This window comes from Novosphingobium sp. ES2-1 (genome assembly GCF_015169775.1).
Taxonomy (GTDB): Bacteria; Pseudomonadota; Alphaproteobacteria; order Sphingomonadales; family Sphingomonadaceae; genus Novosphingobium; species Novosphingobium subterraneum.
Genome location: NZ_CP063445.1, coordinates 662258 through 681665, shown reverse-complemented (window position 1 = coordinate 681665; position 19408 = coordinate 662258). Strand labels below are relative to the sequence as shown.

The following is a 19408-nucleotide window of genomic DNA, read 5'->3' as shown; positions in this document are numbered from 1 at the left end:
TCAAGCCAGCCGCCATGCGAGAGTTTCGCCCGCATGGAACGGCACGATCAGCGTGCCGTTGCAATCGAGCACTTCAGGGACTTCCACCGGAGCCTTCTCGAGCGTGATCGTGCTTTCGTTCACCGGCATGCGATAGAACGCCGGGCCGTTGAGCGAGGCGAACGCCTCGAAGCGGTCCAGCGCGCCTTCCTCGTCGAACACGGTGACGTAGCTTTCGAGCGCGAAGGGCGCGTTGAAGATGCCGGCGCAGCCGCAGGCAGTTTCCTTGAGGTGCTTGGCGTGCGGCGCGGTGTCAGTGCCGAGGAACACGCGCTCGCAGCTGGAGGTGGCAAGCTTGCGCAGGGCAAGGCGGTGCTTTTCGCGCTTGGCCACCGGCAGGCAAAAGGCATGTGGCCGGATGCCGCCGACCAGCATGGCGTTGCGGTTGATGTGGAGGTGCTGCGGCGTGATCGTGGCCGCGACGTTCGGCCCCGCCCCTTGCACGAACTGCGCGGCTTCCTCGGTGGTGATATGTTCGAAAACAATCCTGAGCTCGGGCATGTCGGCAACAAGGCGCGTCAGTGTGCGGTCGATGAAAACGGCTTCGCGATCGAAGATGTCGACGTGGCTGTCGGTGACTTCGCCATGGATCAGCAGCGGCATGCCGATGCGCTGCATGACCTCCAGCACCGGATAGATATTGCGGATGTCGGTGACACCGTGGGCAGATCCGGTGGTGGCATGGGCGGGGTAAAGCTTGGCCGCGATGAACACACCTTCGGCAAAACCGCGCTCAACTTCGGCAGTGTCGGTCGAATCGGTCAGGTAAAGCGTCATCAGCGGGGTGAAATCGCTGCCCGCCGGGAGCGCGGCAAGGATGCGGTCGCGATAGGCGGCAACGCCCGCAACATCGGTCATCGGCGGCGAAAGGTTGGGCATGACGATCGCCCTGGCAAACTGGCGCGCGGTATAAGGTGCGACACCAACGAGCACGTCCTTGTCGCGCAAGTGGGTGTGCCAGTCATCGGGGCGGCGGATCGTCAGAGTCGTCGTTGTCGTCATGGGGTTCCCCTTAGCGGTGACGCTTCCTATCTACCAGTCATGACCCGCCTCTTCGAACGCGCCCTGATCCGCCTTTCTCCGCTTGAGCCCGGCGAGGATGTTGCCGGTTTCCTGCAGGGGCTTGTGACCCACGATGTCAAAGGTGTGCTGCCGGTGTGGACGGCGCTGCTGAGCCCGCAGGGCAAGGTGCTGTTTGACTTCCTCGTCTGGCCCGATGGCGTGGATGGCCTGCTGATCGATTGCGAGGCGGCCAGTGCCGATGCCCTGGCCAAGCGCCTCATGCTCTACCGGCTGCGGCGCAAGATCGGGATTGAACGGGCCGATTCGCTCGGCGTGTTCTGGGAGGATCACCCCGGCGATGGAGGCGCGGACGATCCCCGTCTGCGCGCGCTGGGGCAGCGGTGGATTGCGCCGGTGTCCGATGCTGACGAAGCGGGAGACGATGCATGGCGCGCGCATCGACTCAAGTTGGGCGTGGCCGAAGGCCAGGCTGAATTGGGCAACGGCGAAGTGCTCTGGCTTGAGTGCAACGCCGTGGACCTCAATGGCGTGAGCTTCACCAAGGGCTGCTATGTGGGTCAGGAGAATACGGCGCGGATGAACTGGCGACAGAAGGTCAATCGTCGGCTGGTGGTGGTGCCGCTGGACAAGTCAGACCCGGCGCGGCAGCGCGTGGCCTATGCGGACCTTGGCCTTGCGGTTGACCATCGCCGGGTGGATGACATTCCAGCCGACCTTGCCCCGGACTGGATGGACCTCAATCCGCCTGAGTAACCTGCCCGGCGGCAATTCCTTCGATCAGCATCTGTTCGGCGCGATCGCGCGCTGCGGTGCGTGGCAGTTCCAGACCCTTTGCAAGCGGGCCGCCCATCAAGGCATCGCCCAAGGCCATGAGCGTGAGCGCAAGGGTGGTGCTGCGCTGCGCGTCGGAACTGTATTCCTCAAGATCGACGACGAGATCGTGAATGGTGTCGACGATGGGGTCGAGCGCATCCTCGTTGCCGGAAAGCAACATCCACGAGGCCAGCGCGCCCGCGCCTTCACGGTCAAAGGCATCAAATGTCAGGTCCACGACATCGCGGGGTTTGCCGATGCCCGAGCGGCTGGCGATCACCGCATCGCGGATAGTGGCGCAGATCGTCTCGGCAAGATGCTTGGCCAGTGCCTTCTGGAGACCGGACGCGGAGCCGAAGTGATGCAGCAGGTTGGCGTGCGTACGACCGATTCGCCCGGCAACAGCCTTGAGCGTGACAGCCTGAGGGCCCGCTTCCACCAGCAGCGCGCGCGCGGCTTCGAGCGCAGCCATGCGGCTTTCTTCAGGCGGAAGACGCTTCCTTATTGACATTGGTGTAAGCACGCCTAGATTACGGCTCATGACTGCCATGACCCCCACGATCGCCCTAGAGCGCACCGCCGCCTCCGGCAAGGCCGTGCCCACCCCATCGGACCTGACGATCACGATACGCGACCGTCGCTTTGGCCGCAATGAGCCTGCGGGCCGCTGGTGGCTGGCTGGCGATCCGGTGGCAACAGCGTGGCACAATGCACTGTCGGGCACGTTTCCTCGCGGCGAGGCGTTCTTCATCGAAGCGGTCAAGGCGCACCGCGATGGCGTGCCGTCAAAGCTCGAGGCCGAGATCCGGGCTTTCGTGAAGCAGGAGATCAACCACACGCGCGAGCACATCGCGTTCAACCGTCAGGCCGAAAACGCCGGTTACGACATGGCGCGGATCGACAAGCGCGTCGAGGAACTGCTGGCGCTGACCAAGGACCGCCCGGTCATTCTCAACCTGGCGGCCACCATGGCGCTGGAGCACTACACCGCGATGATGGCGCACGAATTCCTTGCCAACCCTGCACACTTTGCCGGGGCAGAGCAGGAAGCCGCCGACATGTGGCGCTGGCACGCGATCGAGGAAATCGAGCACAAGGGCGTTGCCTATGACACCTGGCTCCATGCCACGCGCAACTGGAGCCGGTGGAAACGCTGGAAGGTCAAGAGCCTGATGATGGTGGTGGTGACGAAGAACTTCATCACCCACCGCGTCGAGGACACGATGGACCTGCTGGCGCAGGACGGGCTGACGGGCGCCAAGTGGAAGTGGAAGCTGGCCGCCTACCTGCTGTGGAAGCCCGGCGTGATCCGCCGCATCTTCCCGGCCTGGCTCCGCTACTTCCTGCCGGGGTTCCACCCGTGGCAGCACGACGACCGCGCGCTGATCGGCAAGGCCGACAGCGAGTTTCCCGATGCGGTGATGCCGCGCTGAAGATCGAAGGGCTCCCGGTGGGGAGCCCTTTTTTACATCAGGCGGCGCGTCGCATCGGCTCGAATCCGCCATCTTCCGGGCCGTCACAATCGACCGGGGCAACCAGATCAATGACGTGGTGGATAGTGGGCGCAGGCTTGGCCCGCGCCGGACTATGGCCGAGGCGGATTTCGCCGGTCGGCCGGAAGCCTGCCTTCTCCAGAACCCTTGCCGAGGCCGGATTGTCGGCGAAATGGCGCGCATTGACGCGGCGATGGCCGAGCGTGCGCGCCAACGAGAGGAGGCTGCGCACGGCTTCGGTAGCAAAGCCGCGGCCCCAGTGCGCCTGTGCGACCCAGTAGCCAAGTTCGGTCTCGCCCGCATCCTCGATGAGGCCGACGCAGCCGATCAGCCGCGATCCATGGGCACCTGGAAGCGTTGCAAGGAAGTGCGGGTGATTGTCACCTTGGGGAGCCGCGACGAAACGCTTGGCGTCGTCGGGGCCATAGGGCCATGGCGCGCGCGAGAGATTGCGCACGACGGCCTCATCGTCGATCAGGGCATGGAGTTCGGCCCAGTCCTCCGGCCAGGCAGGCCGCAGGAACAGCCGTTCGCTGCGAATGAACATCAGATTCTCCTTCATCGGCCCCTCTGCAAGCGCGCCTAAAACGCTGACGTGACAGAGGTATTGCGCCCTTCGCCGGATCGGACAGTCTTTGCATCCGATTGCGAGGGGAGCGGTTTGCGTCCGAGGGAGACATGAAAAGAGGGAGATGGGCGGGGCCCTCTCCCTCTATCGGCCAGCTACGAAGTGCTGGCGGGGCCACCCCATCGGGATGGCCCTTTGAATGACCATCCGGTTATTCAGCCGCTTCGGCCATCATGTCGACCGACACGTACTTGCGGCCAAGCTTGCCAGCGTGGAAGCGTACGCGGCCTTCGCCAAGCGCGAACAGGGTGTGATCCTTGCCCATGCCGACGTTGGCGCCCGGGTACACCTTGGTACCGCGCTGGCGGATGATGATGTTGCCGCCGACCACTTCCTGGCCACCGAACTTCTTCACGCCGAGGCGACGACCGGCTGAGTCGCGACCGTTGCGCGAAGAGCCGCCTGCTTTCTTGTGTGCCATCTCAGATTACTCCGAATTCCGTTTGCGCTCAGGCGACCGAGACGATGCGCAGCAGGGTCATCTGCTGGCGGTGACCGTTGCGGCGACGATAGTTGTGGCGACGGCGCTTCTTGAACACGATCACCTTCTCCGACTTCGCCTGGGCGATGATCTCTGCCGAAACAGTGACCTTCGCGGCGTCAGCCAGCGAATCACCTTCACCGGCGAGGAGGACTTCACTCAGCGTGATCTTGTCGCCGGCTTCGCCTGCCAGCTTCTCGACCGCGATCTTGTCTCCGGCGGCGACCCGATACTGCTTGCCGCCCGTGCGCACGATTGCGAACATCGTTCTGTGTATCCGTTCCAAAAGCCCGGTTGCCCTGGGCGATTCCAAATGAGGCGCCCAACGCCTGCGAATCGCTGACTGAGGGCAACATACCGATACCCCGCTGCTGCAGGGTCCCGGAAAGAGTGGCGCGGATAGTCAAACACGGCCCCGCTGTCAATGCCCGCAATCAAGGGAACTTGGCAGCTTCGCGCCCGAAATCCGGCTTCGTGACGCCCGGCCACCAAGCAAGGCTGGCGAGCGCGCGTGCGCATGCTATGGCGACGTTCATGGCTCGCCACAAGACTTTGATCGCCCTGCGCACAGCCGCTCCGCGTGTTGCCGCCCATCGTGCTGCCATCGTGGCCGCTCTCGCCGCTGCTACCCTGCTGGGCGGCTGCGCCGACCGCGACAGGTTCCCCTCCCTCGCCCGGAGGCCCGCAGAAGACGCCTATCGCACAGCGCAGGCGGCGCCTCCTGCTCCGCCCGCTCCGGCCGTCATGTCCGAAGGCATGGCCAAGCGGTTGGCTGACCTGACCGAGCGAGCGCGCGACGCACATTCTGCATTCGAGGGCGCTCGAGCCTCGGCCACCCGCGCCGTCAGCGCCGCACGCGGCGCACCGAAGGGCACGGAGAACTGGTCAGTGGCATCGCTGGCGGTGGCGCAACTGGAATCGGCGCGGGCGCGGGCCGGACTGCCGCTTGCCGATCTTGACCGGCTGGAGGCAGAGGCAAGCAATCGTGCGGTCGACGGGTCCGATGCAGATCTCAAGGCCGTGCGCGAGGCGCGCGGGCAGGTCGAGGCGCTGGTCGCAAGTGAGACTTCGGTAATCGATTCGCTGCTTTCGCAACTTGCCGGATAGGAAAAGGGCGCCGCGCTCAAGCGCAGCGCCCTTCGGGGGGTAATCGATAGGTCAGCGGACCGTCGCGACAATCACGGCGATGGCAAGGCCCCACACCGCGATCAGCACTGGCAGGATCAGCACCTGCGCCATGGCCGAGCCGGCATCAAGCTTGCCCGAAAGGGTCTGGATGCCCTTGCGGCGGAAATCGTACCAGCCGAGCGCATCGGGGTGCCGGTCCGCGCCGAGCTTGGTCCAGACCGCCGGGATACCGAAAGCGCAGGCGACGAAGAGCACGAATATCGTCATCGGGATGGCAAGTTCGCCATTGCCGAAGATCGAGGCCATCATGGCAATGAAGGCGAGATAGCCGCCAGCCGACACGGCATAGAGCCCGCCGGGCAGGCCAAAGTTGCGATCGACAGTGGTGTGGTGCGGCTGCTCGACGATTTCGGCGACATGCTCGATCCGGTCGGCGGCGATGTGCATGCTCATGGACTGGGCTCCTTTTGCTGGAGCCTTCATGCGCCTGTCGCGGAGGCTATTCCTTGACGCGAATCAAATGCGCCAGCGGGAAATGTCTTCGTGATCCTCTGGCCTGGGTTCGATCCAGCGCCAACCCGCTGCGGTCTTCTCACGCTTCCAGAACCACGATTCGCTCTTGAGGTGGTCCATGGCGAAATCGGCGGCGGCGAAAGCGTCACGACGATGGCGGGCGGCGGCACAGACGAGGACGATCGCGTCACCGGGATGCATCACGCCGCTGCGATGGAGGATGAGCAGGCCTTCGACGGGCCACCGCTTTTCGGTCACCCGGGCCAGCTCTTGCATTCCGGGGAGGGTCATCGGTTCATAGTGCTGCAGTTCGAGCGCTTCGACGCCGCCCGAATCGCGAACCTGGCCGAGAAAGGTGACGATGCCGCCCGCGTTGGGGTGACGCGCATTGAACGACGCGATCTCGGCGGCAGGATCGAACGCCTCGAGCGAAAGACGGACGTCAGCCACCGCTCACCGGGGGAAGGAAGGCGAGTTCGTCACCTTGGCCAAGGACAATGCCGCCGACGTCAGTGAGGAGGCGGCCATTGAGCGCCATACGGACCTTTTCGCCCAGCAACTGGACGGCGAGTGCAGGATCGAGCGTCGCAAGGACCCGTTCGACCGGTCCGGGCTGGACTGCCATTTCGGACAGGCCGGCTGCGTCTTCCAGCCGCCCCATGAACACCAGCTTTGCCATGGTTCAGCCGCCCGTCGTGGACATATGGCGCGACACGGCGGGCGCGCTGCCGGGCCTATCGATCACGAAGGCGTGACGTTCCTGCTTTTCGCCCATGGCGCGGGCGAAACATTCGGACAGGGCACTGTCCGGATTATCGGAGCGCAGCGCGGCACGCAGGTCGACGCGCCCTTCGCCACCGAGGCACATGTAGAGTTGGCCGGTGGCCGTGACGCGCACGCGGTTGCAACCGGCGCAGAAATTGCCGGTAAGCGGGGTTATGAAGCCGAGGCGACCGCCGGTTTCGGCAATGTCGACGTAGCGCGCCGGGCCGCCGGAGCGTGCATCGCTGTCGGTCAGGGTCCAGCGCGTCTCGAGATCGCGGCGGACGGCATCGAGCGGGAGGTAGTGATCGAAGCGGTCGCCTTCGATCTCGCCGAGCGGCATGACCTCGATAAGAGTCATGTCGTGCCCTGCACCATGCGCCCATTCGATCAGCCCGGGAATTTCGGCCTCATTGATGTCCTTGAGCGCGACGGCGTTGATCTTGACCCTGAGGCCCGCGGCTTTGGCAGCGGCGATGCCTTCAAGCACCTGCGGCAGCATGTCGCGCCGGGAGAGCTTGGCAAATGCCTCACGGTCCAGCGTGTCGAGCGAGACGTTGATCCGCTTGACGCCCGCGGCCGCGAGGTCATCGGCGAATTCGGTCAGCCGCGTGCCGTTGGTCGTCAGCGTCAGTTCGTCTAGCCCATCGCCCAGTTTGCGGCCCAGCGCGCGGACCAGATCCATCATGTCGCGGCGGACCAGCGGCTCGCCCCCGGTCAGACGAATCTTGCGAACGCCGCGGGCAATGAAGTGGAGCGAGAGTCGGTGCAGCTCTTCGAGAGTAAGGACTTCAGCCTTGGGCAGGAACTCCATGCGCTCGGGCATGCAGTAGGCGCAGCGCAAGTCGCAGCGGTCGGTCACCGAAAGGCGGAGGTAGGTGATCCGGCGGGCGAACCGATCAATCAGAGGCGCTTGGCTGCTCACTTCTCGAGATATACGAAGTCGCGCGCGTAAGATTCAAGAGCCGCGCCGGCATCGACGAACAAAGTCTGCCCGGTGACCGATTTGGCGCTCGCAAGGTAGTGCACGGCGTCGGCGATTTCGTCGGCGCCAGGGAGGCGCTTGAGCGGCATGATGTCCTCGAGCCGCCGCCATTGTTCGGCGTCGTAATCAGCAGTCGGCAGGATCAGGCCCGGCGCGACCCCGTTGACGCGCACCTTGGGCGCCATGGCGCGGGCCATCGTTCGCACCGAGGCATGAAGCGCCTGCTTCGAAAGCGTGTAGCTGATCTGGTCCGGCACGGGATTGAGCACGCGCTGGTCGAGGATGTTGACCACGGAACCGCCCCGCTCGCCCAAGGCCTCGGCGAAGGCGCGGGTCAGCAGCAGCGGGGCGAACAGGTTCACACGGAAGTGCTGTTCGAGCGCTTCGGAGGTGATCGTCTCGGCGCGATCATCATGGAACAGCGAGGCGCAGTTCACCAGCAGGTCGGGCGAGCGACCGGCAAGCGCGGTCACTTCGCAGAGCAGGTTGGGTGGATAGGCGGGATCTTCGAGGTCGCCCGATACGGGATGGACCGCAGCACCGAACCATTCGAGCTGGGCCTTGAATTCATTGTCGAATGTCGAGGCGCGGTGCGCGTGGAGGGCCAGGTCCCAGCCCTCACCCGCAAGCTTGCGGGCAATCGCGCCGCCGATCCGGCGCCAACCGCCGGTGACCAGCGCGAGTGGGCGCTGGCTCAAGCCTTGCGCTCGCGCTTCAGGGTGATCCCGATTTCCTCGCCGTTCTCGCTGATCGCCAGCTTCACGATCTTCACTTCCACCCACTGAACCCGATCATCCTGCAACATCAGCGTTTCGATGATGTGATCTGCCACGGCCTCGATCAGCTTGAAATGCACCCCCTTGGGCAAGCCGTCAGTGGCCGCAAACTTGAGGTCCATGTAGTTCTTGCTGGCCGCAAGCGGGCAATCGGCGGTGTAGCGATCCTGATGCCTGAGCCCGACTCGCATCGTGATGCGCAGGGGCTGCGGACGGCCGGTCTCTTCCGAATAGATCCCGGTCAGGACATCGGTTTCGAGATTGGCGACTTCGAGGATCAGGCTGTCTGACATGGGATGAGCTCTTTGGCACCGGCGCGACCTCAAGTCCATCGCACCGGGTGGGATTCAGCTTTTCCAGCGGGCGAAGATGGCCGTGGGCAAGTGACGTCCGCCCCCACCCTGTTCGCGGATGCAGAGGTCGCCGTGCTCGATCGTGCCGGGCAGGTCCTTCAGGGCCTCTGCCAGAAGCCCGGCAATGGCGAGGGAGGACATACGGACAGCATAGACGGTGAGGAACAGGAAGCGGCTGTCGGCATCGAGCAGTTGCGCGCAGTCGTTGATAAGGCCCGGCAGACCTTCCTCGAGGCGCCAGACTTCGCCATCGGGACCGCGGCCGAACTTGGGCGGATCGAGGATGATGCCATCGTAGCGGCGACCACGGCGTACTTCGCGGGCAGTGAACTTGGCAGCATCGTCGACGATCCAGCGCACGGGGCGCTCTGACATGCCCGAAAGCTGGGCATTGGCGCGGGCCTGGGCGACGGACTTCCTCGAGGCGTCTACGTGGGTGACGGGGCCATATTCTGACAGCGCCAGCGTGCCGACGCCGGTGTAGCCGAACAGGTTGAGCGTCTGCGCGTCAGGCTTGCCGGCAAGACGCTCGCCCATCCAGTCCCACACCGGAGCCATGTCCGGGAAGAAGCCGAGGTGCCGGAACGGGGTACAGGAGGCGGTGAAGCGGACGTCGTTCCAGCCAAGCTCCCAGCCCTCGCGCGGGACCGGGCGATCGAACTGCCAGCGACCGCCACCGTCCTCGTCGGAACCTGGGACGAACTCGGCGTCGGCGCTCCAGTCCGAAGTGCGCGGTGTCCACATCGCCTGCGGTTCAGGGCGGATGAACCGGTGCGGGCCGTATTGCTCCAACTTCCGACCGTGGCCGGAATCCAGCAGCGCGAATTCCGCCCAGCCCTCGCCGACCATCAGCTTCGGCTGGAGATCGAGATCAGCCATGCTTGAGCGTGGCGCGCTCGGCGACGTAGGCGGCGACAGCATCATACTCGCCGGGAAGGCGATCATAGCGCTCCTCGCGCTCGAACAGATCACCTACGCGCGAAGGCAGGCCCGGGCGGACGCCGGTGGCGCGCTCTACCGCGTCGACGAACTTGGCGGGATGGGCGGTGGCGAGCGTGACGATCGGCACGCCCGCGGGGATACCTTCTGCAACGCGAGCGGCGTGGAGGCCGATTGCCGTGTGGGGATCGAGCACTTCGCCGCAAGCCTCATAGGCCCAGCGCATGGCATTGGCCATCTGACCGGCATCGGCGCGCTCGGAGGTGAACAATTCAGCTGCCGATTCGCGCTGCGCGTTGGTCAGCTGCATCGCCCTGGTCGCCTCGAAGTGCTTCATCTGCGCGGCAAGCGCAGAGCCGTCTCGGCCGCAGCCGTCAAACAGCAGGCGTTCGAAGTTCGAGGACACCTGGATGTCCATCGATGGCGCAGCCGTTGGCGTGACGGTGCTGGCGGAATAGTCGCCGCTGGACAGCGCGCGGTGGAGGATGTCGTTGACGTTGGTTGCAACGATGAGGCGCTCGATCGGCAGGCCCATCTTGGCCGCGACGTATCCTGCAAAGACATCGCCGAAGTTGCCCGTCGGAACCGAGAACGCAACCTTGCGCTGTGGTGCGCCAAGCTGGAGCGCGGCGTAGAAGTAGTAGACCACCTGCGCCATCAACCGTGCCCAGTTGATCGAGTTAACCGCTGCGATGCCGAAGCGGCTGGTCATTGCGGCATCGTTGAACATGCGCTTCACCATCGCCTGAGCGTCGTCGAAGCTGCCGTCGATGGCGATGTTGTGGACGTTGGGCGCGATGACCGTGGTCATCTGGCGACGCTGCACGTCGGACACGCGGCCATGTGGATGGAGCATGAAAATGTCCACCTTGGCACGGCCGGCAACAGCGTCGATCGCGGCCGAGCCGGTATCGCCCGAGGTCGCGCCGACGATAGTGATGTGATCATCGCCGCGCGCAAGGAACTCCTCGAACAGCAGGCCGAGCAGCTGCAGCGCGACGTCCTTGAACGCGAGCGTGGGGCCGTGGAACAGTTCGAGCACCCACTGCGTCTCGTCGAGCTGCTTGAGCGGGACGACAGCGGCGTGGGCGAAACGGCCATATGCCTGTTCGCACAGTTCAAGCAGGCGGTCCGGCGTCAGACAGTCGCCGACAAAGGGCTGCATGATCGTCTGCGCCAGCTTCGCGTAGGGCAAACCGGCCATGGCGGCGATCTCGTCCGCGCTGAACTGCGGCCATGCCTCGGGCACGTAGAGGCCGCCATCCGAGGCGAGGCCTGCGAGCGTGACGCCCTGGAAATCGAGCGAGGGTGCCTGCCCCCGGGTGCTGACGTACTTCATGGGTTTGCGCGGTTAGCGGCCAAGGGCGCAAAGGGCAAGGATTGAGGCGCCCCTTGCTTTCAGGACGGTGAGCCCCGCTCCCGCCAACGCTTGCGCAGGGCGAGGGCATAAATGATCAGTGCCACACCGGCGAAGAAGAACCATTGCACCGCATAGGCAAGGTGGTTGTTGGGAATGTCGCTGGGGTTGGGATTCGCACTGGCCTCGAAGCCGGAAATCGCGGGGTCGGCTATCAGGCGGGCGTTTCCATCCATGTAGGGCGCAATCAAACCACTGACCTCTCCGCCTTCCCACTCGGGATGCTGGGGGCCTTGGGTCCAGCCTACCTGGACATACGCTGTCTTGTTCCCATCAATCCCGCAGAGCACGACATGGACGTAACCTGCCTGATCTTTGCCGTTTCGCCCGGCGATGGAGTTCCAATCCGAGGTGAAGCGGCAATTCACGCTCGACCGGCGGAACAGAACGGCCTCGGTCTGCTGCGGATCGGCCGAAGGGAACGGCACTGCCGCCGGATTTGCCATGGCCGCCGCGTAATGCGCCATGAGGTTCTGCTTCCACTGCAGCCGCTCAAGCTGCCAGACCCCGAGCCCGATCATGGTCAAGATAGCAGCAATCACGATCACGGTAGAGACAATCGGCACGCGCCGCATCAAAGAAGACCTTCCTTTTCGAGTCGCGCCATCAGCACGGTTGCCTTGGCGTAGCGCAGGGCGACGGTCACGACGGCCGGGACGAGCGTTCCCCACAGGCCAATCAGCGCCCAGATCGGCAACTGGACAATATCGTCCAGCTTGAGCGCAGCAAGGACCAGCAGGATCGTGATGGGGAGGACCACGAGATACATTCCCCGCCCTCGCGGCTCATGGCGTTCGAATTCCAGCCCGCATGAAGCGCACCGTTCCGCCAGAGCCCCGAGCCCAGCCCACAGCCCGTTCGCGCCACAGCGTGGGCATAAACCGAAAAGGGCAGCCTGGGTGATCCCCGGCTGCCCCTTCGTGTTCTGACTTTTGCCTTCGGGCATCAGTGGGTGGGATAACCCCAGCTGCCCCACACGTAGATCGCCACGAACAGGAACAGCCAAACCACGTCAACGAAGTGCCAATACCACGCAGCCGCTTCGAAGCCGAAGTGCTGGCGCGGGGTGAAATGGCCCTTGTACGCACGAATGAGGCACACGATCAGGAAGATCGTGCCAACGATCACGTGGAAGCCGTGGAACCCGGTCGCCATGTAGAACGACGAACCGAAAGTGTTGGTGCCGAAGGCGAACGGTGCACCAGCGTATTCATATGCCTGGATGCCCGAGAAAAGCAGGCCGAGCAGGATCGTCGCCCAAAGGCCCTTCTTGAGACCTTCGCGATCACCATGGATCAGAGCGTGGTGCGCCCAGGTAAGCGTGGTGCCCGAGCAGAGCAAGATCAGGGTGTTGAGCAACGGCAGGTCAAAGGGATCCATCACCGCTTCGATCGCCTTGGGTGGCCACTGGCCACCAACCACTTCGGCCAATTCCGAGGGGAACAGCGAAAAGTCGAAGAACGCCCAGAACCAGCCGACGAAGAACATCACTTCGGAAGCGATGAAAAGAATCATGCCGTAGCGCTGATGGAGCTGAACGACCGGAGTATGGTCGCCCGCATGCGCTTCCTTGATGATCTTGCCGAACCACGAGAAGAACGTGACGATGACGCCCAGCAGGCCAAGCAGCATGACGGCAGTGCCGCCAGCCATCTTGTGCATGTAGAGCACGCCACCGCTGGTCATGGTCAGGGCCGAGATGGCACCGACGAAGGGCCACACGTCGGGCGGAAGGATATGATAATCGTGGTTCTTTGCGCCGGCCATGATCGCCTCAATTCCCCCAGTCAAATCTGGTCGTAATGGCTTGCCCGCAGCAGGACGCTACAGGAGCAGTTCATCTGGGCCTTTATCGCCGTGCTTGCGCGCGGTCCAGAGGCTTTTCTGCCAATGAGGCAAGTGGCTTGTTCGCAGCGGAATTGCCGGCCTGCGCCGCACTTTCGGGAGTCTCGTTGAACGTGTAGCTCAACGTGATCTCCTCGATATTGCTGGCACCGGGATCGTCGAGAATCGCGGGATCGACATAGTAGATCACCGGCATGCGCACATCCTGGCCGGGCATCAGCTTCTGTTCGGTGAAGCAGAAGCACTGGATCTTGTTGAAGTACTTGCCAGCCTGCTCGGGTGAGACGTTAAATATCGCGGTTCCGGTGATCGGGCGGCCCGAGAGGTTCCGGGCCTCGAACGTTGCGATCTTGCGTTCACCGATGCGGAGATCTTGCGTCACCTGCTGCGGCTTGAACATCCACGGCATGCCCGGCGCGGTGTTGGCATCGAAACGGACGCGGATCATCCTTGCGGCGACCTTTACGCCGGCCAATTTCTCCGAATCCGCGCGCTGCGTGGTGCCACCGTAACCGGTGACCTGACAGAACAGGCGGTAAAGTGGAACCGAAGCATAGCCAAGCCCGAGCATCGCCAGCGCAGCGCCAGCGGCCATCAGGCCAACGTTGCGGTTCTTGCGCTGGTCGGGAACGACTGCGCCAGCCATGTCAGTGGTTCACTTGTGCAGCGATCTTCACGATCGAGATCGCGAAGAAGAGCACGGCAAGCGATCCGAGCACGATGCCGAGGACCTTGTTGCGGCTGCGCTGACGTGCGCGATAGAGCGTGGTCTCTTCCTTGCCGAGGTGCGTATTCTGCTTGGGGTCGTTCATCATTGCCAGCCTTGCACTGTGGCAAGCCGGTCCCCCGCCAGCATGCCGAAAAGGACGAAGAGATAGAGTACCGAATAGGCGAAGAGGCGCTTTTCAGGCTTCATCTTGTCATCGGGTACCGAACTGCGCAGTCCCACTTGGATCGAGAGCGCCACGAAGATCACCCCCAGCACCAGCGCGGAAACACCGTAGACCCAGCCCGTTCCGCCGATCCACCAAGGCGCGAGCGTGACGGGCAGAAGCAGCAGGGCATAAATCAGGATCTGGCGGCGCGTCGACTTCTCGCCTGCGACCACTGGCATCATCGGTATGCCGACTTTCGCATAGTCAATCTGCACGAACAGGGCGAGTGCCCAGAAGTGCGGCGGTGTCCACATGAAAATGATCAGGAACAGCAGAACAGGCATCAGCGTGATGTTGCCCGTCACCGCTACCCAGCCGATCAGCGGCGGGAACGCCCCCGCCCCGCCACCGATCACGATGTTCTGCGGCGTCCGAGGCTTGAGCCAGACGGTGTAGATCCAAGCGTAGTAAAAGATCGAGAAGGCGAGAATTCCAGCCGCCAGCCAGTTCACGCCCAGCCCCATGATCACGACCGATGCGCCAGATAGCGCAAAGCCGAAATCGCGGGCCGAGGTCGGGTCCATGCGGCCCGATGGCAGCGGCCGCTTCGACGTGCGCTTCATGCCTGCGTCGATATCGGCTTCCCACCACATGTTGAGCGCCGCAGCGCCGCCAGCACCGACGGCGATGCACAGGATCGCAGTGAAGGCGAGGATCGGGTGGATCTGGCCGGGCGCGGCTAGAAGGCCGCACAGGCCGCTGAAGATGACCAGCGTCATCACGCGCGGCTTGGTCAGCGCGAAGAAATCGCGCCACTCCGCGGGCAGGGCTACGGTCGAGCCGAGGGGTGTTGCAGAATCCATGATTGGCCGCGCCTATACGCGCACCTGACGTTCATGGAAAGCGAAACGGGACGAGGCGTTCGGGCAGGTTTGTTGTGCTTGGTCCGGGCAAGAAAAGGGCCCCCGGATCGCTCCGGAGGCCCTTTCTGTTTCAGCCCTTGGGCTGACGATACGCTCAGTGTGCGTGAGCCGCGTCGTCAATCACCGGCAGGGTTTCGAACTGGTGGAACGGCGGGGGCGAGGACAGGGTCCACTCCAGCGTCGTCGCACCTTCACCCCAGTAGTTGGCTTCGGCCTTCTTGCCTGCAAGGAAGGCGTAGAGGATGTTGATGAAGAACACGCCGATCGAGACAGCCATGATCACATAGCCGAGCGACGCGATCTCATTCCAGTACGAGTAGGCAACAGCGTAGTCCGGATAACGGCGCGGCATGCCCTGGACCCCGAGGAAGTGCATCGGGAAGAAGATCAGGTTCACGCCGACGAAGAAGATCCAGAACTGCAGGTGGCTCAGGAACTCGGAGTGCATACGGCCGCTCATCTTCGGGAACCAGTAATAGAACCCGGCGAAGAGCGAGGTCACGGCACCCAGCGACAGCACGTAGTGGAAGTGTGCGACGACGTAGTAAGTGTCGTGCAGATTGTCGTCCACGCCGCCGTTGGCCAGCACCACGCCGGTGACGCCGCCCACGGTGAACAGGAAGATGAAGCCAAGTGCCCAAACCATGGGCGACTTGAACTCGAGGCTGCCGCCCCACATCGTTGCGATCCACGAGAAGATCTTGATGCCGGTCGGAACCGCGATGACCATGGTCGCGGCCGTAAAGTACATCTTCGTGTTCACGTCGAGGCCGGTGGTATACATGTGGTGCGCCCACACGATGAAGCCGACGACGCCGATCGCAACCATGGCGTAGGCCATGCCGAGGTAGCCGAACACCGGCTTCTTCGAGAAGGTCGAGATGATTTGGCTGATGATGCCGAAGCCAGGCAGAATCATGATGTAGACTTCGGGGTGGCCGAAGAACCAGAACAGGTGCTGGTAGAGAACAGGGTCACCGCCGCCAGCAGGATCGAAGAAGGTCGTGCCGAAGTTGCGATCGGTCAGCAGCATGGTGATGGCGGCGGCCAGAACGGGCAGCGCCAGCAGCAGCAGGAATGCGGTGACGAGCACGGACCACACGAACAGCGGCATCTTGTGCAGGGTCATGCCCGGCGCACGCATGTTGAAGATCGTGGTGATGAAGTTGATCGCACCGAGGATCGAACCCGCGCCTGAAAGGTGCAGCGAGAAGATCGCGAAATCGACGGCCGGTCCGACCGAACCTGAGGTGGACAGCGGTGCATAGACCGTCCAGCCCGTGCCGGCACCGATGCCCGTGCCGCCCGGCATGAATGCCGAGAACATGAGCGAGCAGAAACCGACGAAAGTCAGCCAGAACGACACGTTGTTCATGCGCGGGAAGGCCATGTCCGGCGCACCGATCATGATCGGAACGAACCAGTTGCCAAAGCCGCCGATGATTGCCGGCATGACCATGAAGAACACCATGATCAGACCGTGGGCGGTGATCAGCACGTTCCACATGTGGAGCGTGGCGTTGAAATCAGCCGCGTTGCCTCCAAGGAACTCGGTCCACCACCCAAGGTACTGAATACCAGGCGCAGCGAGTTCGGCACGCATGATGCCGGATACGGCACCACCGATGACCCCCGCGAAGATTGCGAAGATCAGGTAGAGCGTGCCGATGTCCTTGTGATTGGTAGACATGAACCAGCGGGCGAAAAACCCAGGCTTGTGGTCATGATCGTGGTCGTGCGCATCGTGATGCGCATCGAAACCTTCGTTTGCGGGAATGGTGGCCATCTCGGTCAAACCTTGTGCATGAACATCGCGTCAGGCGGCAGGGGCAGCCGAAGCTGCTCCCACGGTGCCGCCAGGCTGGGTCTTCACCCAAGCCTCGAACTTGTCGCGCGGCAGGGCTTCCACCGCGATCGGCATGTAGCCGTGGCGGGCGCCGCACAGCTCGGAGCACTGGCCGTAATAAACGCCCGGCTCCTTGATGAAGAGAACCTTCTCGTTGATGCGGCCCGGCACGGCGTCGAGCTTGAACCACAGCGACGGTACGGCAAAGGCGTGGATCACATCCGAACCGATGGTCTGAATGCGGACCGGCTCACCTGCAGGCACGACCATGCGGTTATCAACAGCGAGCTGTGCCGGTTCACCGTTCTTCACCGCATCCTCATCCGGCAGCATGTTCGAAATGACCTCGAAGCCGCCGTTGTCCGGATAGGTGTAGCCCCAGTACCACTGATAGCCGGTAACCTTGACGGTCAGCGCACCCTTAGGGGCGGGATCGTACTGGTGAGCGAGAAGGCGGATCGACGGAACCGCGATCACGACCAGGATGAGAACCGGAACCAGCGTCCAGATCACTTCGATCAGCGTGTTGTGGCTGGTCTTCGAAGCGACCGGGTTGGCGCGCTTGTTGAACTTGGCCATGACGACCAGCAGCAGCACCAGCACGAGGATCGAGATAGCGACAATGATCGGCATCAGGATCACGTCGTGCATCCAGAGGCCTTCCTCGCCGATCGGCGAATACTGGTCTTGGAAGGTCCATCCCTTGTCGACTGGCTGGCCCTTGCCGGCAGTCGGCTTCATGGGGGTGTAGAAGCCCTTGTCGACCGGTGCGGCTTCGGCGGCAACTGCAGGTGCAGCCGAGTCGCTGGCGGCCGCAGCCGGCGCAGCGGCAACCGGAGCTGCAGCTTCGGCTGCAACCGGCGCAGCAGGTGCTGCAGCCATGGCCTGGGTCCCGAAAGTCAGCGCGGCAGCGACGCCAAAGGTCCGGAAAGCTTTGCCCATGGAACGGGCGGTATCGGCAAGACTCATCGTCAAAGTTTCCGCTTTTTCCCTGTTTGCGCGCTTGTTGCGCTGCATCAAGGAGGCACTTGCGCACCTCCTCTAAGTCCCTCGATTGGAGCGGCCTATACGCGTAGCTGTCCCAAGCCTCAAGCGGCAGAACGCATATTTTTCATGGGGCTCTCATGGCCATTCGGGCAATGTCGAAACAGTGCGTCATAACGCTGTTCGAAAAGGGTTGCTCCCGGCGCAGGCAGGGGCCATTTGCGGGGCGTTGCGGCAATATTCCAGGCAGACCGATGCTCGAAGACGACATCCTTTCCGAATTCCGTGCCAGCCAGGCGTTGCTCGAGGGGCACTTCCTGCTCTCCTCAGGGCGTCACAGCGCGCACTACCTGCAATGCGCCCGAGTCCTGATGGACCCGATGCGCGCCTCGCGTCTCGCTGCAGCAACCGCTCAGAAGATTCCGCGCGAATTGCGCCAGCAGATCCAGAAGGTGGTTTCGCCGGCCATGGGCGGCGTAATCATCGGGCATGAAATGGGACGCGCGCTGGGTGTCGAGGCTATGTTCGTCGAGCGTCCGACCGGGACGTTCGAGTTGCGCCGTGGCTTCTCGCTCAACCAGGGTGAGAAGGTGCTGATGGTCGAGGACGTGGTGACGACCGGCCTTTCCAGCCGCGAGGCCATCAAGGCCATCGAGGAAGCCGGCGGCCAGGTCATAGCGGCGGCGGCGCTCGTCGACCGATCGGCCGGTAGCGTCGACCTCGGCGTTCCGTTCTTCCCGCTCGTCGCGCTGAACTTTCCGACTTATGCGCCCGATGAACTGCCGCCCGAACTGGCCGCGACCGAAGCGGTCAAACCGGGCAGCAGGGCCAAGCCGTGAACAGCGTTCTGACACCGGGCCGCCTCCGCCTCGGCGTGAACATCGATCACGTCGCAACGATCCGCAATGCCCGAGGCGGAGATCATCCGGACCCGGTTCGCGCAGCCGAGATCGTTGCCAGCGTAGGCGGTGATGGGATCACCGCACACCTGCGCGAAGATCGCCGGCACATCCGCGACGAGGACCTCGCCCGCATTCAGGCGGCCACCAACCTGCCGCTCAACCTCGAGATGGCCGCGACCGACGAGATGCTCGAGATCGCGCTGCGCCATAAGCCGCACGCTGCCTGCATCGTCCCGGAGCGGCGCGAGGAGCGGACGACCGAGGGCGGGCTTGATGCCGCCGGCCAGCACAACCGGCTTGCCCCCATCGTGGCACGCCTTTCGGATGCCGGAATCAGGGTAAGCCTGTTCATCGCACCCGAGGCCCGCCAGATCGAGGCGGCAATGAAGCTCGGCGCACCGGTGGTTGAACTGCATACCGGTGAATACGCGCATGCTGAAGGCGACGCGCGCGCAATCGAATTGAAGCGTATTGCCGATATGGCTGCGCTCGCAGCACGGAACGGGATCGAGCCGCATGCGGGACATGGCCTGACTTACGAGAACGTCCAGCCGATCGCAGCGATTCCGCAGCTGGCCGAACTGAACATCGGCCACTACCTCATAGGGGAAGCTATCTTTGTCGGACTCGAGGCAGCGGTGCGCCGCATGCGCGACCTGATGGACGAAGCACGGTAACGGCCG

26 protein-coding genes are annotated in these 19408 nt (G+C 63.5%); 5 read left to right on the top strand and 21 right to left on the bottom strand.

Translation table 11 applies throughout. The features are described 5' to 3' along the window. On the bottom strand, positions 1–1041 hold the full coding sequence (gene pyrC / locus IM701_RS03360) for a dihydroorotase (RefSeq protein WP_062343686.1): 1041 nt from the start codon (positions 1039–1041) through the stop codon (positions 1–3). A gap of 39 nt (positions 1042–1080) precedes the next feature. Here pyrC and IM701_RS03355 point away from each other — a divergent pair, with 39 nt between their 5' ends. Beyond that, positions 1081–1815, top strand: a complete 735-nt coding sequence (locus IM701_RS03355) for a folate-binding protein YgfZ (protein ID WP_193827782.1) — start codon at positions 1081–1083, stop codon at positions 1813–1815. Here IM701_RS03355 and IM701_RS03350 read toward each other — a convergent pair. Next, a complete protein-coding gene (locus IM701_RS03350; RefSeq protein WP_039332680.1) occupies positions 1799–2386 on the bottom strand; it encodes a TetR/AcrR family transcriptional regulator in 588 nt (195 codons plus the stop codon). The two genes, IM701_RS03355 and IM701_RS03350, sit on opposite strands and share 17 nt — an antisense overlap. Before the next feature lie 37 nt (positions 2387–2423). On the opposite strand from IM701_RS03350, the gene IM701_RS03345 reads away from it, so the two are divergent. Then, a complete protein-coding gene (locus IM701_RS03345; protein WP_193828325.1) occupies positions 2424–3308 on the top strand; it encodes a metal-dependent hydrolase in 885 nt (294 codons plus the stop codon). A gap of 37 nt (positions 3309–3345) precedes the next feature. Here the strand turns inward: IM701_RS03345 and IM701_RS03340 are convergent, their stop codons facing one another. From IM701_RS03340 to rplU, 3 genes are all read right to left on the bottom strand, one after another. Then, positions 3346–3915 (bottom strand): GNAT family N-acetyltransferase, encoded by a 570-nt coding sequence (locus tag IM701_RS03340; RefSeq protein ID WP_193827781.1) that lies wholly within the window; start codon positions 3913–3915, stop codon positions 3346–3348. A gap of 232 nt (positions 3916–4147) precedes the next feature. Continuing rightward, positions 4148–4417, bottom strand: coding sequence for a 50S ribosomal protein L27 (rpmA, locus tag IM701_RS03335; RefSeq protein WP_039332678.1), 270 nt, complete (start codon positions 4415–4417; stop codon positions 4148–4150). Between the two features lie 28 nt (positions 4418–4445). Then, positions 4446–4742: a 50S ribosomal protein L21 gene (gene rplU / locus IM701_RS03330; RefSeq protein ID WP_193827780.1), complete on the bottom strand. Its 297-nt coding sequence runs from the start codon at positions 4740–4742 to the stop codon at positions 4446–4448. A 269-nt stretch (positions 4743–5011) separates the two neighbouring features. On the opposite strand from rplU, the gene IM701_RS03325 reads away from it, so the two are divergent. Further along, on the top strand, positions 5012–5584 hold the full coding sequence (locus tag IM701_RS03325) for a hypothetical protein (RefSeq protein WP_193827779.1): 573 nt from the start codon (positions 5012–5014) through the stop codon (positions 5582–5584). A gap of 51 nt (positions 5585–5635) precedes the next feature. Here IM701_RS03325 and IM701_RS03320 read toward each other — a convergent pair whose 3' ends face one another. The 16 genes from IM701_RS03320 to coxB form a co-directional block, all read right to left on the bottom strand. Beyond that, positions 5636–6058 (bottom strand): hypothetical protein, encoded by a 423-nt coding sequence (locus IM701_RS03320; protein WP_039332672.1) that lies wholly within the window; start codon positions 6056–6058, stop codon positions 5636–5638. Positions 6059–6121: 63 nt separating this feature from the next. Further along, complete coding sequence (locus IM701_RS03315; protein WP_193827778.1) at positions 6122–6568, bottom strand: molybdenum cofactor biosynthesis protein MoaE; 447 nt, start codon at positions 6566–6568, stop codon at positions 6122–6124. Then, a complete protein-coding gene (locus tag IM701_RS03310) occupies positions 6561–6797 on the bottom strand; it encodes a MoaD/ThiS family protein (RefSeq protein WP_193827777.1) in 237 nt (78 codons plus the stop codon). The genes IM701_RS03315 and IM701_RS03310 overlap by 8 nt, the downstream gene beginning before the upstream one ends. A 3-nt stretch (positions 6798–6800) precedes the next feature. Continuing rightward, the gene (gene moaA / locus IM701_RS03305) at positions 6801–7805 is read right to left on the bottom strand and encodes a GTP 3',8-cyclase MoaA (protein ID WP_193827776.1); all 1005 of its coding nucleotides are present in this window, start codon (positions 7803–7805) and stop codon (positions 6801–6803) included. Beyond that, positions 7802–8563, bottom strand: a complete 762-nt coding sequence (locus IM701_RS03300) for an SDR family oxidoreductase (protein ID WP_193827775.1) — start codon at positions 8561–8563, stop codon at positions 7802–7804. The genes moaA and IM701_RS03300 overlap by 4 nt, the downstream gene beginning before the upstream one ends. Beyond that, entirely contained in the window at positions 8560–8934 is a 375-nt protein-coding gene (locus tag IM701_RS03295) for a dihydroneopterin aldolase (protein ID WP_039332665.1), read from the bottom strand. The genes IM701_RS03300 and IM701_RS03295 overlap by 4 nt, the downstream gene beginning before the upstream one ends. 54 nt (positions 8935–8988) lie before the next feature. Continuing rightward, a complete protein-coding gene (locus IM701_RS03290) occupies positions 8989–9873 on the bottom strand; it encodes a class I SAM-dependent methyltransferase (protein ID WP_193827774.1) in 885 nt (294 codons plus the stop codon). Further along, a complete protein-coding gene (thrC, locus tag IM701_RS03285; RefSeq protein ID WP_193827773.1) occupies positions 9866–11272 on the bottom strand; it encodes a threonine synthase in 1407 nt (468 codons plus the stop codon). Before thrC ends, IM701_RS03290 begins: the two co-directional genes overlap by 8 nt. A 59-nt stretch (positions 11273–11331) precedes the next feature. Then, positions 11332–11925 (bottom strand): SURF1 family protein, encoded by a 594-nt coding sequence (locus IM701_RS03280; RefSeq protein WP_193827772.1) that lies wholly within the window; start codon positions 11923–11925, stop codon positions 11332–11334. After that, positions 11925–12296 carry a DUF983 domain-containing protein gene (locus IM701_RS03275; RefSeq protein WP_193827771.1) on the bottom strand — a complete coding sequence of 124 codons (372 nt, stop codon included), beginning with the start codon at positions 12294–12296 and terminating at the stop codon, positions 11925–11927. Before IM701_RS03275 ends, IM701_RS03280 begins: the two co-directional genes overlap by 1 nt. Beyond that, positions 12296–13117, bottom strand: a complete 822-nt coding sequence (locus tag IM701_RS03270) for a cytochrome c oxidase subunit 3 (RefSeq protein WP_039332657.1) — start codon at positions 13115–13117, stop codon at positions 12296–12298. Before IM701_RS03270 ends, IM701_RS03275 begins: the two co-directional genes overlap by 1 nt. 82 nt (positions 13118–13199) lie before the next feature. Then, entirely contained in the window at positions 13200–13841 is a 642-nt protein-coding gene (locus tag IM701_RS03265) for a cytochrome c oxidase assembly protein (RefSeq protein WP_193827770.1), read from the bottom strand. A gap of 1 nt (position 13842) precedes the next feature. Further along, the gene (locus IM701_RS03260; RefSeq protein ID WP_169745704.1) at positions 13843–14007 is read right to left on the bottom strand and encodes a hypothetical protein; all 165 of its coding nucleotides are present in this window, start codon (positions 14005–14007) and stop codon (positions 13843–13845) included. Next, the gene (locus IM701_RS03255) at positions 14007–14933 is read right to left on the bottom strand and encodes a heme o synthase (protein WP_193827769.1); all 927 of its coding nucleotides are present in this window, start codon (positions 14931–14933) and stop codon (positions 14007–14009) included. Before IM701_RS03255 ends, IM701_RS03260 begins: the two co-directional genes overlap by 1 nt. 154 nt (positions 14934–15087) lie before the next feature. Then, on the bottom strand, positions 15088–16779 hold the full coding sequence (ctaD, locus tag IM701_RS03250) for a cytochrome c oxidase subunit I (RefSeq protein ID WP_062343694.1): 1692 nt from the start codon (positions 16777–16779) through the stop codon (positions 15088–15090). 30 nt (positions 16780–16809) lie between these two features. Then, positions 16810–17808 (bottom strand): cytochrome c oxidase subunit II, encoded by a 999-nt coding sequence (coxB, locus tag IM701_RS03245; RefSeq protein ID WP_193827768.1) that lies wholly within the window; start codon positions 17806–17808, stop codon positions 16810–16812. A 269-nt stretch (positions 17809–18077) separates the two neighbouring features. Here coxB and pyrE point away from each other — a divergent pair, with 269 nt between their 5' ends. Then, positions 18078–18662, top strand: a complete 585-nt coding sequence (gene pyrE / locus IM701_RS03240; RefSeq protein WP_193827767.1) for an orotate phosphoribosyltransferase — start codon at positions 18078–18080, stop codon at positions 18660–18662. Continuing rightward, on the top strand, positions 18659–19402 hold the full coding sequence (locus tag IM701_RS03235) for a pyridoxine 5'-phosphate synthase (RefSeq protein ID WP_062343696.1): 744 nt from the start codon (positions 18659–18661) through the stop codon (positions 19400–19402). Before pyrE ends, IM701_RS03235 begins: the two co-directional genes overlap by 4 nt. Positions 19403–19408: the final 6 nt, after the last annotated feature.